Raw genomic sequence first — 17,564 nt, 5'->3', positions numbered from 1 at the left:
GAATGAATCATGCGTCATCGTAAAAGTGGACGTCACCTGAGCCGTACCAGCTCTCACCGCAAGGCTATGTTCCAGAACATGGCAGTGTCGCTGATCGAGCACGAGCTGATCAAAACCACCCTGCCGAAAGCCAAGGAACTGCGCCGCGTTGCCGAGCCGCTGATCACCCTGGCCAAGGAAGACAGCGTCGCCAACCGTCGTCTGGCTTTCGACCGTACCCGTTCGAAAGCTGCCGTTGGCAAGCTGTTCAACGACCTGGGCAAGCGTTACGCCACCCGTCAGGGCGGCTACCTGCGCATCCTGAAGTGCGGTTTCCGCGCTGGCGACAACGCGCCTATGGCGTACGTCGAGCTGGTTGATCGTCCGGTCGGTGGTGCTGTAGAAGCCGCCGAGTAAGACGTCAGTCTGCTACAAAGAACCGGGCCTAGTGCCCGGTTTTTTGTGTCCGGATGAATTGTTAATTTCTATTGATATGAGTCAATCAATGAATTAGTTCTTGTCATCAAGGTCGCCGATACTTGTCAGCACGCCGATCAGCGGCAGCCAAAGACTGATAAGGAGAGCCCATGAGCAAGATTCTCACCACCGCCAGCGGTGCCCCGGTAGCAGATAACCAGAACTCCCGTTCGGCCGGCCCTCGTGGCCCGTTGTTGCTCGATGACTTCCACTTGATCGAGAAGCTTGCCCATTTCAATCGGGAGAACATCCCGGAGCGCCGTGTACACGCCAAGGGTTCTGGCGCCTACGGCACCTTCACCGTCACCCGCGACATCACTCAGTACACCAGCGCCAAGCTGTTCGAGCGTATTGGCAAGGAAACCGAGACCTTCTTGCGCTTCTCTACCGTAGGCGGTGAACGCGGTTCTGCGGATACCGAGCGAGACCCGCGTGGCTTTGCGGTGAAGTTCTATACCGAGGAGGGCAACTGGGACATCGTTGGCAACAACACGCCAGTATTCTTCATTCGCGACCCGCTGAAGTTCCCGGACTTCATCCATACCCAGAAGCGCCACCCTCAGTCCAATCTGAAGAATGCCCAGATGATGTGGGACTTCTGGTCCCATTCGCCGGAGGCGCTGCACCAAGTCACCATCCTGTTCTCTGATCGGGGCATTCCGGATGGCTACCGGCACATGCACGGCTTTGGTAGCCACACCTACAGCCTGATCAACGCCAAGGGTGAGCGTACTTGGGTCAAATGGCACTTCAAGACCCAGCAGGGCATCAAGAACCTGGCGCCTGCCGAAGCCGCTCGCCTGGCTGGCACGGATCCGGACTACGCTCAACGTGACCTGTTCGAGGCCATCGAGCGGGGTGACTACCCGCGCTGGAGTGTTTGCATCCAGGTGATGAGTGAGGCCGAAGCGGCAGGTCGCGAAGAGAACCCCTTCGATGTGACCAAGACCTGGTCGCAGAAGGACTATCCGCTGATCGAGGTTGGGGTCCTGGAACTCAACCGCAACCCGCTCAACTATTTCGCTGAAGTCGAGCAGGCTGCCTTTGGGCCGAGCAACATGGTGCCGGGTGTTGGCCTCTCGCCGGACCGGATGCTGCAAGGTCGCGTGTTCGCCTATGCCGATGCTCACCGCTATCGCGTTGGCACCAACCACCAGCAGTTGCCGGTCAACGCGCCGCGTTGCCCTGTGCACAGTTATCAGCGTGATGGTGCGATGGCCTCCGGCAGCTATGGCGGCGCGCCGAACTACGAGCCCAACAGCTACAGCGATGCGCCCAAGCAGTCGCCGCGTCACGCCGAGCCGGCGCTGGCCCTGCAAGGTGCCGCCGATCGCTATGACCACCGCGAAGATAGCGACTACTACAGTCACGCCGGTGCGCTGTTTCGCTTGATGAGTGCAGAACAAAAAGCGCTGCTGATCAGCAACATCGCTGGGGCGATGGCAGGTGTCAGCGATGATGTGGTGCAGCGCCAGTTGCAGTACTTCTTCAAGGCGGATCCGGCCTATGGCGAGGGTGTCGCAAAGGCCTTGGGCGTGAATCTCGCCTAAGTCGAAGTGATAAGAAGAACCGCCCTCATTTGGGCGGTTTTTCAATGAATATCACTACTGTTTAACCGATTTTTTGCTTCTAATTGCGCCTTTGTCCGTGACCGCGAGCAAAACCTGGTTCACACTAGGAGCCATAAGCCGTTTTCACAGGGAGAAGCAGGGCGATGCAAGGTCACCCGGACGTAATCAACTACCTCGTCACGTTGCTGAAGGGCGAACTGGCAGCACGCGATCAGTACTTCATTCATTCGCGCATGTATGAAGACTGGGGCCTGTCCAAGCTCTACGAACGTATCAACCACGAGATGGAAGAGGAGACGCAGCACGCCGATGCCCTGATGCGTCGCATCCTGATGCTCGAAGGCACCCCGGACATGCGCGCCGACGATCTGGAAGTCGGCAGCACCGTGCCAGAGATGATCGAGGCCGACCTGAAGCTCGAGTACAAGGTGCGCGCCGCGCTGTGCAAAGGCATCGAGTTGTGCGAGCTGCACAAGGACTACATCAGCCGCGACATTCTGCGTGCGCAGCTGGCTGACACCGAAGAAGATCACACCTACTGGCTGGAGAAGCAGCAAGGTTTGATCAAGGCAATCGGCCTGGAGAACTACCTGCAGTCGCAAATGTAATTGCTCCACACCCTCCGCGAGGAGGTGGTGCCAAACAAAAAGCCCCTGGCATTTGCATGCCAGGGGCTTTTTTCATCACGCTCGATCGCGCTCCAGCAGCGGCTTGAGGTAATGACCGGTATAGGACTGTTTCATCTCGGCCAACTCCTCAGGTGTACCGCAGGCGATGATCTGGCCACCCTTCGAACCGCCCTCCGGCCCAAGGTCCACAAGCCAGTCGGCGGTCTTGATCACGTCCAGGTTATGCTCGATCACCACCACGGTGTTGCCGTGGTCGCGCAGGCGATGCAGCACATCGAGCAGTTGCTGAATGTCGGCGAAATGCAGGCCCGTGGTCGGCTCGTCGAGGATATAGAGCGTCTTGCCGGTATCGCGCTTGGACAGCTCGCGGGACAGCTTGACCCGCTGCGCTTCGCCGCCTGATAGGGTTGTGGCCGATTGCCCGAGCTTGATGTAGGAAAGCCCCACATCCATCAGCGTTTGCAGCTTGCGCGCCAGGGCCGGGACTGGGTCGAAGAATTCCCGGGCATCCTCGATGGTCATCTCCAGGATCTCGTGGATGTTCTTGCCCTTGTATTTGATCTCCAGGGTCTCGCGGTTGTAACGCTTACTCTTGCACACGTCGCACGGCACGTAGATATCCGGCAGGAAGTGCATCTCTACCTTGATCAGGCCATCGCCCTGGCAGGCTTCGCAGCGACCGCCCTTGACGTTGAACGAGAAACGCCCCGGGCCATAACCACGGGCGCGCGACTCCGGCACGCCAGCGAACAGCTCACGGATCGGTGTGAAGATGCCGGTGTAGGTCGCCGGGTTGGAGCGGGGCGTGCGGCCGATCGGGCTCTGATCGATGTCGACCACCTTGTCCAGGTGCTGCAGGCCGTCGAGGCTTGTGTGCGCGGCGGCCTCCAGGCTGCTGGCGCCATTGAGGGCTGTAGCGGCCAGGGGGAACAGGGTGTTGTTGATCAGGGTCGATTTACCCGAACCGGAAACCCCGGTGACGCAGGTCAGCAAGCCGATCGGTACCTCGAGGTCGACGCTCTGCAGGTTGTTCCCGCGGGCGCCTTTGAGCTTGAGTGCAAGTTTCTTGTTACGCGGCGTGCGTTTGGCCGGCACGGCGATCTTCTTGCGCCCGGACAGGTACTTGCCGGTGAGCGAGTCGGGGTGGGCCATGACCTCCTCGGGCGAGCCCTCGGCGACGATCTGCCCACCATGCACGCCGGCGCCAGGGCCGATGTCCACGACATAATCGGCCAGGCGGATAGCATCCTCGTCGTGCTCCACCACGATCACGGTGTTGCCCAGGTCTCGCAGGTGATTGAGCGTGGCGAGCAAGCGGTCGTTGTCGCGCTGGTGCAGGCCGATGGAGGGCTCGTCGAGAATGTACATCACCCCCACCAGGCCGGCGCCGATCTGGCTGGCCAGGCGGATGCGCTGGGCTTCGCCACCGGAGAGCGTTTCGGCGCTGCGATCCAGGGTCAGGTAGTCGAGGCCGACGTTGACCAGGAACTGCAGGCGCTCGCAGATTTCCTTGAGGATCTTCGCCGCGATTTCGCCGCGCCGGCCGGTCAGGGTCAGGTCGCTGAAATAGTCACTGGCTTCGCCGATCGGCAGATTGGTGACGGCCGGCAAGGTCTTCTCGCCCACCCAAACGTGGCGCGCCTCGCGGCGCAGGCGTGTGCCGCGGCAATCGGGGCAGGGTTGGGTACCCAGGTATTTGGCCAGTTCCTCGCGCACGGTGGCCGATTCGGTCTCGCGGTAGCGCCGCTCCAGGTTGGGCACGATGCCCTCGAACGGGTGCGAGCGCTTGACGATGTCGCCACGGTCATTGAGGTACTTGAAGTCGACGCTTTGCTTGCCGCTGCCGTGCAGGATGACCTTCTGGTGCTCGGCCGACAGCTCACCGAATGGCAGCTCGAGACTGAAGCCATAATGTGCCGCGAGCGAGCCGAGCATCTGGAAGTAATAGACGTTGCGCCGGTCCCAGCCACGAATGGCGCCCTCGGCCAGGGTCAGCTCATTGTTGACCAGGCGCTTGGTATCGAAGAACTGCTTGACCCCCAGGCCGTCGCAGGTGGGGCAGGCGCCGGCTGGGTTGTTGAAGGAGAACAGTTTCGGTTCGAGCTCGCTGATGGCATGTCCGCACACCGGGCAGGCGAAGCGCGCGGAGAAGATCATCTCTTCGCCGGTCTCGTCGTCCATCGGCGCTACCAAGGCAATGCCATCGGCCAGCTTCAGCGCCGTCTCGAACGATTCCGCCAGGCGCTGCTGCAAGTCTTCACGTACCTTGAAGCGGTCCACCACCACATCGATGCTGTGCTTTTTCTGTTTATCCAGTTTGGGCAGCTCGTCCAGTTCGTAGAGCTTGCCGTTGACCCGGGCGCGTACGAAGCCCTGGGCCCGCAGTTCATCGAACACCGCCAGGTGCTCGCCCTTGCGTTCACGCACCACCGGCGCCAGCAGCATCAGCTTGCTGCCTTCGGGGCGCTCGAGGACCAGGTCGACCATCTGGCTGATCGTTTGCGCCTCCAGCGGAATGTCGTGGTCCGGGCAGCGTGGCGTGCCGACGCGGGCATAGAGCAGGCGCAGGTAGTCGTAGATTTCGGTGATGGTGCCGACCGTGGAGCGCGGATTGTGGGAGGTCGACTTCTGTTCGATGGAGATGGCTGGCGACAGACCTTCGATGGTATCGACGTCAGGTTTTTCCATCATCGACAGGAACTGTCGGGCATAGGCCGACAGGGATTCCACATAGCGCCGCTGGCCCTCGGCATAGAGGGTATCGAACGCCAGGGACGACTTGCCGGAGCCGGACAAGCCGGTGATCACGATCAGCTTGTCCCGGGGCAGGGTCAGGTCGATGTTCTTCAGGTTGTGGGTGCGTGCCCCACGAATCAGGATCTTGTCCACTGCGGCCTCGCTCGGCGGGCATAAACAAGGGAGTATAAGGCGCGCTGCCAGTACGCGGCAAAGCGTCGCGTAGATGCCGTTACGCTGTCGGACTGATAGAATCGCCGCCGGTTCACACGAGGTTATTCCATGCACGACACGCACAACGAGCGCATGAGTGGTAGCGAAACCCGCGCCGCTGGCGGCCTGGCCCTGGTCTTTGCCTTTCGTATGCTGGGCATGTTCATGGTCCTGCCGGTGCTGGCGACCTACGGCATGGACCTGGCCGGCGCCACACCGGCGTTGATTGGCCTCGCCATTGGCGCCTATGGCCTGACTCAGGCTGTCCTGCAGATCCCGTTCGGGATGATTTCCGACCGCATCGGGCGCCGTCCGGTCATTTATCTCGGGCTGGTGGTATTCGCCCTCGGCAGCTTGTTGGCGGCTCAGGCGGACTCGATCTGGGGCGTGATCGCCGGCCGCATCTTGCAAGGCGCCGGTGCAATCTCGGCCGCCGTCATGGCGCTGCTGTCCGACCTGACCCGTGAACAGCATCGTACCAAGGCCATGGCCATGATTGGCATGAGCATCGGGCTGTCGTTCGCGGTGGCCATGGTCGTCGGTCCACTGCTGACCCGTGCCTTCGGCCTGTCAGGGTTGTTCCTTGCCACGGCAGGACTCGCCCTAGTGGGGATCGCGCTCATCGCCTTCGTAGTGCCCAGCGCCCACAGTGCGTTGCAGCACCGCGAATCGGGCGTCGCCCGCAAGGCCCTTGGCCCGACCCTTCGTCATCCGGACCTTTTGCGCCTGGATGTGGGTATCTTCATCCTCCATGCCATCCTCATGGCCAGCTTCGTCGCATTGCCCTTGGCCTTCGTCGAACGTGGCGGCCTGCCGAAAGAACAGCACTGGTGGGTATACCTGACCGCCTTGCTGATTTCATTTTTTGCAATGATCCCGTTCATCATCTACGGCGAGAAGAAGCGCAAGATGAAACGGGTGTTGCTCGGCGCGGTCAGTGTGCTGCTGGTGGTCGAGGTGTTCTTCTGGCAATGGGCTGACAACTTGCGCGGACTGGTGATCGGCACCGTGGTATTCTTTACCGCATTCAACCTGCTGGAGGCATCGCTGCCTTCGCTGGTGAGCAAAGTGTCGCCTGCTGGCGGTAAAGGGACGGCCATGGGGGTATATTCCACCAGTCAGTTCCTGGGTGCCGCTCTTGGAGGAATCATCGGTGGCTGGTTGTTCCAGCACGGTGGCCTTGGCATGGTGTTCCTCGGATGCGCAGGGTTGTGCGCCATCTGGCTGGGCACTGCATTGAGCATGAACGAGCCGCCCTATGTGACCAGCCTGCGCATGCCGCTGTCGCCCGAAGGCGTCCGGGAAGCCGGGCTGACCGAGCGTCTGTTGGCCGTGCCGGGTGTGACCGACGCCGTAGTGGTAGCAGAAGAAGCCGCCATCTATATCAAACTGGATACGAAAATTTTGGACCGTGCGACCCTCGAGCGTCTGGTGAACCCAGCCTCTTCGGCGTGCGAAGCCTAGGAGAACGTTATGGCCCGTGGGGTTAACAAAGTCATTCTGGTCGGTACTTGCGGTCAGGATCCCGAAGTCCGCTACCTGCCCAACGGTAACGCCGTGACCAACCTGAGCCTGGCCACCAGCGAGCAGTGGACCGACAAGCAGTCCGGCCAGAAGGTCGAGCGCACCGAGTGGCACCGTGTTGCCATGTTCGGCAAGGTCGCCGAGATCGCAGGCGAATACCTGCGCAAAGGTTCCCAGGTGTATATCGAGGGCAAGCTGCAGACCCGCGAGTGGGAAAAAGACGGCATCAAGCGCTACACCACCGAGATCATCGTCGACATGCAGGGCACCATGCAGCTGCTGGGCGGTCGTCCGCAAAACCAGCAACAGGGCGGCGATCCGTACAACCAGGGTGGTGGCAACTACAACCAAGGTGGCGGCCAGCAGCAATACAACCAGGCGCCACGCCAGCAGGCTCCGCGTCCACAGCAGGCGCCACAGCGCCCTGCACCGCAGCAGCCAGCTCCGCAACCGGCCGCTGACTTCGACAGCTTCGACGACGATATTCCGTTCTAGGATATAGCTGAGACATTTTTGTAAAGTTTTTTCTCCGAAAGCCCCAGGTGCTAGGCCCCTGGGGCTTTTTCTATGCCCAAAAATAAGTAAAAATTAGACGGTCATAATTGGCCGGGAGGATAGTTAGTCATGGTTGTAAAGAATTTAACAGTCACACCGGCCAGGGTGGCGAAGGTCAAAAACTTCACCTTCAGGGAGGGGGAGCGGTCCTGCGTCGTTATCGATGGAAAGGGGATGCCTCTCTACTATCCCAATCTGTATCTCACGACCCAGGTGAGGAACAGCAGCCGCTCGTCTTCAACGCTCACGAACTCCGCAGGTCACCTTTGTGCATTCCTCCAAGCCATGGACGAAGCAGGTGTGGACCTATTGGCTCGCATGTCGGCAGGGTACGTCCTGGAACCGTTTGAGGTAGAGGCGCTCAGAGGGACATTCCAGCGTCGATTGCTTGATCAGCCTGAAAAGAAGCATGGGATCTCTTTCTTCTCCAGTCGAGCACCGGTGTCGAAGGAGGTCATGCACGCCAGGGTTGGTGTGACTACCAAATACCTCGACTGGCTAGCGAAGCAATATCTGCGTGCACCCCGCGATCCAGATGAGCTGGCTCGTATCCTTCAGGCCTTGAAGGAACTCCGCCCAATCAATAAAAAACGGAACACTGTAAAAAGGAAAAGGGGTCTCAGTGATGTGGGTGTAGCGGCAGTAATCGAACTGCTTCGCCCTGGCTCAAGACTCAACATTTGGGAAGATCCTGCCACGCAGGTCAGGAACCGCCTCCTGTTCTCAGTCATGTACGAGCTTGGAATACGGCGAGGTGAGTTGCTGAATCTGAAAATTGAAGATCTGGACTTCGGCGCGAACCAACTCTCCGTAATGCGGCGTGCGGACGAGAAAGACGATCCTAGGCCCGATCAGCCACTGGTAAAAACCAATGATCGACTACTGCCTGTAAAGACCGTGCTGATGAATGAATTGCGTCGCTACATTACCGATTATCGACGCCACGTGCCGGGTGCCAAAAGACATGGTTTCGTCTTTGTGACGCATAAATCCGGGCCTACGCAGGGGCAGCCTCTTTCAATTGTAAATTATAAAAATATCGTCAACAGCTTGCGCGAGGCGGTCCCCCCACTTGCAGATTTCAGTGGTCACGATTTGAGGCATTACTGGAATGAGAGATTCTCCAGGCTTATGGAGACAGCCGGTGTGAGTGAGCCAGAAGAAGAACTCATGCGCTCCCAATTAATGGGATGGAAGTTTGGCAGTGGAAGCGCGAAACACTATATTCAAAGATACGTAGAGAAAAAGGCCAGCGAGCATAGCTTGAAGATGCAAGAAGAAAATATGAAGATTCCGGAGTTCAAATCATGATGCCAGTTGTCGCCACATCTGGCGTGAAAGAATCTCAAGCGGAACAGCAATCATTTTATGATCTGATTGCAAGTGAACGGACTACTCTTCGATCTGTTATGGACTGGGAGTTTTCCCCAAGCGCGCCTAGCTGGCAGCTCAGTAAAGACCATACGCTAAATTTAGACTTGATTATGAGTAGGACACCGCTGGAATATAGGGTGGCTGTCCGTAAAATGATGGCTCATTACGCCGCTACCTTTTCTGCTGCATCCACGATGGCAGTGGCAAACGCTTTATGGAAGTACTTCGAGTCTACTAATGGTCAGATTAATACTTCTCAGCTAATAAATTTCAAATCAGCACTTGGGGATAATCAAGAACATCTGCAAATGCTTCGCCCTTTCTTTAGGCGATGGCATACCTTTGGGATTCCCGGCGTAACGAAAGATGTCGTTACGATGATGGATGGCTGGAGGCTTCGCGGGCGCGAAAAGGGCTTGGCGATTAAGTCTATGGACCCTGAAAAAGGGGCGCTTTCAGATTTTGAATTTGCTGAATTCAATGATCGCCTGGTTTTTGGATATGAATCAGGCGCAATTGATCTTTATGACCTCTGTGTTTGTCTGATCCTTGCCTGCACAGGTCGCCGCCCAACACAGCTCACACATTTGAAGTGTGGGGATCTGATTTCCGTGCCTCTCGATGATGGAGGCCAAGACTACTTTCTCCACATTCCTAGGGCAAAGCAGGAGGGTGGGTCATTCCGGGACGAGTTTAAAACATATCAGCTAACAAGGTCCATGTGGGAGCTTCTGGAAAGCCATAAGCAAAAAGTCTGGCAGAGATTTGAAACGGCTGGATTCATGCTGACCGTTGAACAGCAGAAAATGCTTCCTTTATTCCCCACCAAGCGTGTACTGCCGGTTGCCACGAATGACGAACTGATTAGGGCCCTTCCTACAGATGTCTTGCATATTCGAACTCAAGTTTTTACTCAAACGCTTACCGCGACCGTAGAGAGTCTGGGTGTTATTTCGGAGCGAACTAATGATGCGCTGCATATTTTCGCTAAACGATTCAGGTATACGCTTGGCACTCGCGCAGCTCGCGAAGGTGTGAGTAAATATGTCATTGCTGAGCTTCTTGACCATAGCGACACGCAGCATGTTGATGTATACACCGAGAATGTCCCTGAACATCTTAAGAAAATTGATGAAGCTTTGGGGTTCCAGCTTGCGGTCTATGCTCAAGCCTTCGCTGGCACATTAGTGGATTCTGAGCTTGATGCTTTGCGTGGTTCAGATCCTTCGAGCCGAATTAAACATAAGAAGTGCGGGGTAGGCACGTGTGGTAATTTTTCCTATTGCGGAATGAATGCCCCCCGCCCGTGCTACACCTGTGTCAATTTTCAACCTTGGCTGGATGGGCCTCACGAAGAACTTTATATAGAGCTGATCGAAGAACGTGAGCAAATTCTTGCTGAGACGGGTGATTTAACTGTTGCTGCTGTGCTGGATCGCACGATCGTGGCAATTGCGGAAGTAATTCGTAAGTGTGACGAACGTAAAAGGTCTAAAGAAAATGAGTAATTTGTTTTATTTCACAAGCAAGGCGGAGCTTAGTGCTCAAGAAAATCTAAAGGAATTCATCAATAAATGCCGGGATGAATTAACGGTGTTTGGGAAGGAGTTGGATTTCGACGCTTGGCTATGGCCGAAGGCTGCTAATTTTACCAAATTAGGCTCCGGCTCTCGGTCTACGAGCATCGAAGACAAGATGGGGGAACCATTCATTTCCTTTGCCAAAGCCTATTTCAGGTATCAGCAAGGTCATAACCCAACCGGCACTAAAAATGAGAGCAAGGCACTTAAGGTATTAGAGAAGGTACTGACCGACTTGCACGGTCAGCCCGATATTTTAAAGTTAAATAGCTCTGTGCTTGATCAAGCTGCTCTAGTCGCAAGGGAGTATTACGTAGCTGCTGCGTACCAGTGTGGCCGTGAGCTTCAGCGACTAGCAAAATTTGTAAGCGATAACGATTTGGTTCCTACGTCTTGCTCAACGTGGGTGAACCCAATCCCCCGGCCTGAGGGCTCAGAGAAGACAGGAAAAAAGGCTGCTGAGGCAAGGGATAAAAAGCTTCCTCATCCTGATGCCGTGCTAGCGCTCGCGGACATTTTTGCCAATATAGGTGACGACCCAAGGGACATATTCACCACCAGTGTTTTTGCATTGCTGATGAGCGGTAGCGTTCGCATTTCTGAGGTTTTGCGTCTGCCGAATCGTTGCGAGCATCACGATGTTGATAAGTATGGTGATCCGGTTTATCGAATAGGCTACTTTTCTGGTAAAGGGTTCGGCGTAAACTTAAAACCTGTACCTACCGTTATGGTGCCAATTGTTCAAGAAGCTCTGAGACGCATTAGGACAATTACCGAAGAAGGCAGGGCTTTAGGTAAATGGCTAGAGGCAAATCCTGGCCAAATGTTTATTCATCCTGATTCCAGGCATAAAGATCGAACCAAGATCCTGAGTGAAGTGGAAGCCTGCGAAGCTCTGGGGTTCGGATTGCCAGCACATGAAGCTAAGCAGCGGATGTATCATCTCTATGGCTTTAAGAAAGGTGATGTTATTACGCTAGATACGCTGTGGGATAAGCTTAAGGATCGAGTTGATGAAAAATTCCCGGTGGTAAGTAAAAAGGCAGGCGTTAATTACGGCGATGCTCTTTTTGCTATGCAGCAGAACCGGCTGCACGCTCAGCGCGGAACGCTGCGGGTATTGCCCTGGCTGCCAAGTGTGAACATCGTAAATAACGATCTGTCTCCGCGAGAAAGCTTAGAGGAAGGGCAGCACACAAGTATCTTCGCTCGGTATGGATTCCGTCATTCAGATGGTTCGGAGATGAAGATCACGACGCACCAGATGCGCCATATGATCGACACGATGGGGCATCGGGGTGGCCTTTCGGAAGACGATATCGCTCGATTCGCAGGACGTGCTGATCCCAAACAGAACCGTGTCTACAATCACCTCACGCCGAAGGAGTTAGCTGCCAAATACGAGGCGGTGCAGCTTGCCGCTGGTTATGATCAGTCGGTCTTGATCCATTGTGAGCCGGTAAGCCGGGAAGCGTACGAATTAGCTCCGAAAGGGCCTGTGCATAGGTCGCGCTATGGATTCTGCCTTCATGACTTTGCAGCAGCCCCGTGCGGTCAATTCCGAGATTGCTTAAACTGCAATGAGCATCTATGTGAAAAACGGCCAGATACTAAAGAGGAGATTGAATCGCAATTGGCTGACATTGAGGAGCAGCTAGCTGCTTCGGAGGCCGCTATGCAGGAAGGGCATTACGGTGCTGATCGGTGGTTCGAACATCATAGCTTGTCTGCTGCGAGGATGCGGGAATTGGTCGGGATTTTAAAAGACGAAAGTGTGCCTGAAGGGTCTTTCATCAGGCTACGTCGAGAAAATCAGCCAAGTCATTCTGCACGTGCGCTTCGTGCACGTGGTGACATGCATACGAAATCGATTTCGGAAGAACCGAGTAACCGTTTGGCAAGTTTGATGGAGATGATGTAAATGGCCAAGCACCTGACCAAGGACGATATTCGCGCAATCGCTGACACCTTGTTGAGCTGGGAAGGTGCTTTAAATTGGGAGTTGCTTTGCGACAAAGTGGCTGGGCTGGTAGGGAAGCGTCCCACGCGCCAGTCACTCTCCTCTCATCTTGAAATTAAACGCGCTTTTGCCCAGGCAAAGAAGACAGCGACTGAAGAGGTCGTTCGAATTCCTACGCCTTCAAGTTTAAAAATCGCGGGGGACCGAATTGCCCGTTTGGAATCGGAAATCCAGGCGTTGAAGGCTGAGAACTCTCAACTGCTGGAAAAATTTCTAACGTGGCAATACAACGCATCAATTGCAGGCTTACATGAGTCGCAGCTGAACCGTCCGTTGCCACTCATAGATCGTGAGCGTTCTGATGCCCCAATACGCGCGAGGCCGAAGGTAGTGAGGTCGAAGAAATCATGAGCGTCGCCTACGGGCGGCCTTCTGAATATTTCTGCGTGATAGACCTGCTCCTAGAGCAGGAGGAGCCGAGCGGTGGGGTCTTCATGGCGGGAGCCTCGTCACTCCTCAGGTAACTGCCTGTGCAATGCTGAACTGAGGTTCCTCACTACAATTCACCTCAGTTTCTCGATCTAGAGGGTCTGTATGTGAAGTATGAACCTACCCAGCCTGGCAACCCCCACCGATTCACGATCAATCAGCATGTCTTCCCCAAAGCCAGTATCCAACGATTTGCAGGCATGGACGGCTCTGTGGAGGTTTTCTTAATCCCGCGCCAGAAGGTCATGCGACTCAAACCCAACAATCCGATTTTCTGTGCCCAGCGCGTGTGGGATCAGCGAACTGAGGCTGTGATAGGAAAGCGCATTGAGGACCGATTCCAAGCACTGGCTGATGCCATCGAGTGTGGGAGGGTGACCAAAATAGGGATTTGGGAAAAGCGAGTTGTTGAGGAATTTTTCTCTCTCTGGCGGACGCGTCAACGATTCCGGAATGAGGGTCTAGACGATGTGACACTCAACGGTGTGACCAGCGAGACACTGACGAAGGCTGAGCAAGAGGCGCTGGAGAGCAATCATACCCTGTACGCATCCGATGGAGTGATGAAGGGGCGGTTCTTGGCCGGCATCCATGTCTTCGGCTACCAGGACAACTTCATACAGGCGAACGAATCGATGCAGTGGGGAATCGTAAGGTCTCCCGTCCACCATTTTTTAGTACCGGATAGCTTCGAGGATATGATGATCGTCCCCGTGTCCCCTCAGGTGGCTATCGTCGCCGACATGCCTGATTGCGTGCTCACAGATGACGAGGTAGCGGTGATCAATCAAACCGCGATCACCCGTTCTACAAATTTCTACTTTGCTCGACAGCTCGCAAAGGCACCCATTATTCGCCGATCTGTTGTGTCCCCCTTCGGGAGCTTACTGCGCAGGCCATGACGCTGAGCGGGAATGCTGGAATGGGACGTAGCGATACCCGCTCCTGGAGCGGGATCATCCAGGGGTGGGTTTGGGGGCATGGATCGACTCGCCTGACCCGGACTGATCAACGTACGCCAGCCGTCATTCAGCACGATGAGCGGGACACGCCGGAGAGACGGAGAGTGCAACGCGAGGTCCGCTTGGTCATTGGGGCTGGCTGATCACATAGCCTAGCGTCCGAGGAACCAGAGCTACACCCAAGGGGAGCAACCTGCCGCTGGGTTCATTCGGCCTAAGGCCGGTGAACTGTGACAAGGCGTGTGGGGCCGCCCAAAGGACGGATGCAGGGAAGCATGGTGCAAAATCTGCACATTGCTCACTTGAGGCCAGTGAGTCCTCTGGCGCGGCACATCGTGATTGAGGCTTTCGTGGCTCAGTATCCACGGGCGCTCACAGCCGGGCTCGGCCCACGCATGCAGGGGCAGTCTGCCTAACAGGTCTTCAGGTCAGGTCTTGAGCAATGAGCGGAGATGGGAAATTGCACCTGACTTGACCAAGCGTTTGCGTTCCACTTGGCCGCCTGTTTGCATTCAGCTTGACCAGCCATTTGTATCGGATGTTACCAGTGCGCGAGTACGTTTTGATCGGCAGGTATCGATCCTAAGCTGCCGTTCGCTAACGGCAGAAATCGGCCATAAGCAGTCATCGGGCGTAGTGTTAGCGCTGCTGTTTATGCGAGCCGTTTAGACAGTGGAGCTAATTCGTGATAGGAATTGCCTCCCGGTCCGAGGCTAGCCACCTAGCGCAGGCGCAGAGTAATCGATGAGTTCTCGGATCGCGGTAATGCGCCCAATGGGTGTTGCGTCTTAAACAATTTCGCGGATGGGGTTAAGCAATGAAAGGGATGATCAGCCTTGTGGACTTCATCAAGGAGGTTAAACAGGAACTCCGTGCCGCTGTGGATAAAGAAGATCCATTTTTCGAAATGGGAGATGTGGAACTAGAGGTCACCTTCGCCTTAGACGCAACAGCTAAGGCAGGTGCAAAGTTGTTTGTCGTTGACATCGGCGGAGAGACCAAAGCCACCCAAACGCATAAGGTCAAGGTCATGCTTCATCCCTTTGTAGAGGATGATGCCCCCCAACAGATTCCGGCGCAGCACGCCAAAAAACGGTCTGAATTGGTAACTTCATATAAGAGTTCAAAGCAGAGAAAGGGTAAAACGACTGAACCACACTCGACTAGAGCACGTGTAGCACCTACAGCGCACAAGCCAAGCGTCCCTGCGACTCCCACCCCCGTTGCGCGACGTAGGCCCCCTGCTGGCTAATTTTATTGATCATCAACTCGAATTCATTGTTGTACTGCAAATATTCGACTAATAGAGCGGGTTCACCGGTCTGGTGGGCTAGCGACTCCACCAGCTCTGTATCGATTGCGGTTAGATGTGACAGGCAGAATAGGCCAAAAGCAGTCATTCGAGCGCGTCTATAAAATGCGGGGCGACTCAGTCGATAGCTACATGCCATACGAATAGGCTTCGCCCATCACGCCACTTGCACAAAGGATTTGAAATGCGCCGCTGCCGCCTTGCCTTGTCTCTGATGATCAGTCTCGCGATACCCGGCTTCGCCTCTGCCGCAACTGCCAAGAAGGGCACAACGAAGACTGAACTGCCTGATTGTTCAGCCGTAACGTTCGATGGGTCCAATCTCACAGAAGAAGAGAACGACTACTTTTTCTCTAACCAGAAGGATATTTCGACAGCACAGATTCTGCGCTTCGCACTTGGTAGAGATGCGATTTTGGCCGACTTCTACGCACGCCGGAAAGGCGCAGGCTTCAATGCCGATGTTCTGAAAATCAAGGATCTAGCTAAGCAGAAAGGGCTTGCATTGCAGATGGCCCATGACCTTACCGTAGCTGAAAATGCGCGCGTTGAGCAGAACAAGAACCATAAGTGGACCAAGGACACCGCCGATACTCTCTTCTGCCGTATAGACGCCATTGGCGACACCGCGACGAACAGCTACAACATCTATGCCACAAGCTACCTCAAAGGGCTTAAAGCGAAGCAGGAAGCCATGCATGGTCAAGTAGGCTACTTCGATGTGACGGTTAATGACTGCACCATCAGCAAATCTATCGACACCGGCAACCGCTACTCCGCCGTGAAGCCAGATCCTGATGCGCGATTCCTCACCGTGAACGCGACCTTCAAGAACACTGACAGCGAAGGTCGGCTACCACTCGAAGGCAGCTTGTTCATCAGAAAGGATGACAAAGATTTCAAGTTCGATACGACTGAAACCATCATGAGCGATGGCTATGGAATCCGTTTGCGGTCGCTGAACCCTCTCATCAAGCTCAACACGAAGCTCGTCTATAAGGTGCCTAACGAGTTGTCTGGCGAGGTTTATTGGAAGCCCGGTAGGAATGCCGAGGATAAGAAGCTCTGGTGTACCTACCTCCCGTCAACCTGATTCGTACCATAGCCAGCCATCTGTTGGTTACGGATTTATGTTTTCAATTTGGCAGGCTGCCGCTGGACGTGAGGGGCTACTCCGGGTCGAAAGCGGTCGCTCCTGATTACTCAAAGTTGTCCTTGGCGGGGCAGCTCGCGGCCAAAAACGGGCACCATTCACAGAACACAAAACAGGGAAATATTGAGCATATGACTGTGCCTGAGAAGTCTGAATGGCGCTGGCTAGAGACGGTGAAAGACCTGCTTAAAGAGTTGACCTCGCGAGTCCAGGACAGTGACTCAACAGCACTGTGTGATACATTCCCTTTCTTAGACTCGGCCAATGAGTCCCTAGAAACTCTAGAATGGCTCGTTAGTCACATGCGGCTGCGCGACGCATATGTGATATCGCGAGTGATTTACGAGACACTTCTTAACGCATGCTTCATCACTACTGACCGTCAAGTCCTAGGATTAAGAGCGCACACGCACGCTCAACAGAAAGCTCTTCGAGGACTAGTGCGGGCCATTGAAATTTCTGGCGAAAAAATATTTGAGCACAAGCCTGACGGCGTAGAGGAAATAATGAACATGCCATTGCATAAAAAATGGCTAGACGAGTTCACATCAAGATCTGGAAGAGAAGTAACCTCTTGGACTCCAGAAAATGTATCAAAGCGCTTGGAGGTAATTCACGAGGCGTTCGGTCTAAATAAAAGCCGGGGCTTTGCATTTGGCCTTTTGCTGTATAGGTACTCATCAGAAATAGCTCACGGCACTTTATTCGGAACAATGTTTTCATGGGGTGCGATGGAGATTGGAAAACCTTTATCTGGCCCAAAAGACATGGCTGTATTTAGAAAAAAGGAATTGCAGCACTTGATGAAGTTGCTTGCATACTCTATTGAGTCCGCGATAAAGATAATTTCAGCACTTCTTGGTGATGAAACCTTGTCTGACAGAGCAATACAAGCACGAGCCGACTTCTACGGTTCCCGAGAAGAAAAAAGCAGCTAAGCGAGTGGGACCTTTGGCTTGTGGATTCAACTGTCCGCCTCTAGCGCCCACTCGCTGGAGGGGGTTATGGCCATTGGAGCCCGTGCGAGAGGCTGCTTTGGGTCGAATCGCG

General features: G+C 55.1%; 14 protein-coding genes. 13 read left to right on the top strand and 1 reads right to left on the bottom strand.

All coding sequences use genetic code 11. The features are described from left to right. The first annotated feature begins 9 nt into the window (after positions 1 to 9). The 3 genes from rplQ (at position 10) to bfr (ending at position 2,635) form a co-directional block, all read left to right on the top strand. On the top strand, positions 10 to 396 hold the full coding sequence (gene rplQ / locus ACNFCH_RS14595; protein ID WP_043210290.1) for a 50S ribosomal protein L17: 387 nt from the start codon (positions 10 to 12) through the stop codon (positions 394 to 396). A gap of 170 nt (positions 397 to 566) precedes the next feature. After that, complete coding sequence (locus tag ACNFCH_RS14590) at positions 567 to 2,006, top strand: catalase (RefSeq protein WP_337159615.1); 1,440 nt, start codon at positions 567 to 569, stop codon at positions 2,004 to 2,006. 164 nt (positions 2,007 to 2,170) lie between these two features. Beyond that, positions 2,171 to 2,635, top strand: a complete 465-nt coding sequence (gene bfr, locus ACNFCH_RS14585) for a bacterioferritin (protein ID WP_012316512.1) — start codon at positions 2,171 to 2,173, stop codon at positions 2,633 to 2,635. A gap of 75 nt (positions 2,636 to 2,710) precedes the next feature. Here bfr and uvrA read toward each other — a convergent pair whose 3' ends face one another. Beyond that, the gene (gene uvrA, locus ACNFCH_RS14580; protein ID WP_196165011.1) at positions 2,711 to 5,545 is read right to left on the bottom strand and encodes an excinuclease ABC subunit UvrA; all 2,835 of its coding nucleotides are present in this window, start codon (positions 5,543 to 5,545) and stop codon (positions 2,711 to 2,713) included. Between the two features lie 129 nt (positions 5,546 to 5,674). Here uvrA and ACNFCH_RS14575 point away from each other — a divergent pair, with 129 nt between their 5' ends. The 10 genes from ACNFCH_RS14575 to ACNFCH_RS14530 all read left to right on the top strand — a co-directional run bounded on the left by ACNFCH_RS14575 (position 5,675) and on the right by ACNFCH_RS14530 (position 17,452). Continuing rightward, positions 5,675 to 7,069 (top strand): MFS transporter, encoded by a 1,395-nt coding sequence (locus ACNFCH_RS14575; RefSeq protein WP_070093905.1) that lies wholly within the window; start codon positions 5,675 to 5,677, stop codon positions 7,067 to 7,069. A 9-nt stretch (positions 7,070 to 7,078) separates the two neighbouring features. Then, entirely contained in the window at positions 7,079 to 7,624 is a 546-nt protein-coding gene (locus tag ACNFCH_RS14570) for a single-stranded DNA-binding protein (protein WP_043210277.1), read from the top strand. A 129-nt stretch (positions 7,625 to 7,753) separates the two neighbouring features. Continuing rightward, a complete protein-coding gene (locus ACNFCH_RS14565; RefSeq protein ID WP_236248550.1) occupies positions 7,754 to 8,995 on the top strand; it encodes a tyrosine-type recombinase/integrase in 1,242 nt (413 codons plus the stop codon). After that, complete coding sequence (locus ACNFCH_RS14560; protein WP_236248551.1) at positions 8,992 to 10,566, top strand: site-specific integrase; 1,575 nt, start codon at positions 8,992 to 8,994, stop codon at positions 10,564 to 10,566. The genes ACNFCH_RS14565 and ACNFCH_RS14560 overlap by 4 nt, the downstream gene beginning before the upstream one ends. Then, positions 10,559 to 12,559 (top strand): integrase, encoded by a 2,001-nt coding sequence (locus tag ACNFCH_RS14555; RefSeq protein ID WP_236248552.1) that lies wholly within the window; start codon positions 10,559 to 10,561, stop codon positions 12,557 to 12,559. Before ACNFCH_RS14560 ends, ACNFCH_RS14555 begins: the two co-directional genes overlap by 8 nt. Further along, complete coding sequence (locus ACNFCH_RS14550) at positions 12,560 to 13,009, top strand: hypothetical protein (RefSeq protein WP_236248553.1); 450 nt, start codon at positions 12,560 to 12,562, stop codon at positions 13,007 to 13,009. Positions 13,010 to 13,194: 185 nt separating this feature from the next. Further along, positions 13,195 to 13,989 (top strand): hypothetical protein, encoded by a 795-nt coding sequence (locus ACNFCH_RS14545; protein WP_236248554.1) that lies wholly within the window; start codon positions 13,195 to 13,197, stop codon positions 13,987 to 13,989. Positions 13,990 to 14,866: 877 nt separating this feature from the next. Further along, positions 14,867 to 15,301 carry a trypco2 family protein gene (locus tag ACNFCH_RS14540; RefSeq protein ID WP_236248555.1) on the top strand — a complete coding sequence of 145 codons (435 nt, stop codon included), beginning with the start codon at positions 14,867 to 14,869 and terminating at the stop codon, positions 15,299 to 15,301. Between the two features lie 244 nt (positions 15,302 to 15,545). Continuing rightward, a complete protein-coding gene (locus tag ACNFCH_RS14535; RefSeq protein WP_236248556.1) occupies positions 15,546 to 16,454 on the top strand; it encodes a DUF4352 domain-containing protein in 909 nt (302 codons plus the stop codon). Then, positions 16,430 to 17,452 (top strand): DUF5677 domain-containing protein, encoded by a 1,023-nt coding sequence (locus tag ACNFCH_RS14530; RefSeq protein ID WP_236248557.1) that lies wholly within the window; start codon positions 16,430 to 16,432, stop codon positions 17,450 to 17,452. Before ACNFCH_RS14535 ends, ACNFCH_RS14530 begins: the two co-directional genes overlap by 25 nt. Positions 17,453 to 17,564 lie beyond the last annotated feature (112 nt).

Source organism: Pseudomonas sp. NY15354 (assembly GCF_048068075.1).
GTDB classification, from domain to species: domain Bacteria; phylum Pseudomonadota; class Gammaproteobacteria; order Pseudomonadales; family Pseudomonadaceae; genus Aquipseudomonas; species Aquipseudomonas guariconensis_C.
Note: the sequence above shows the minus strand (reverse complement) of the source record. Positions and strands in the feature narration are given on the sequence as shown.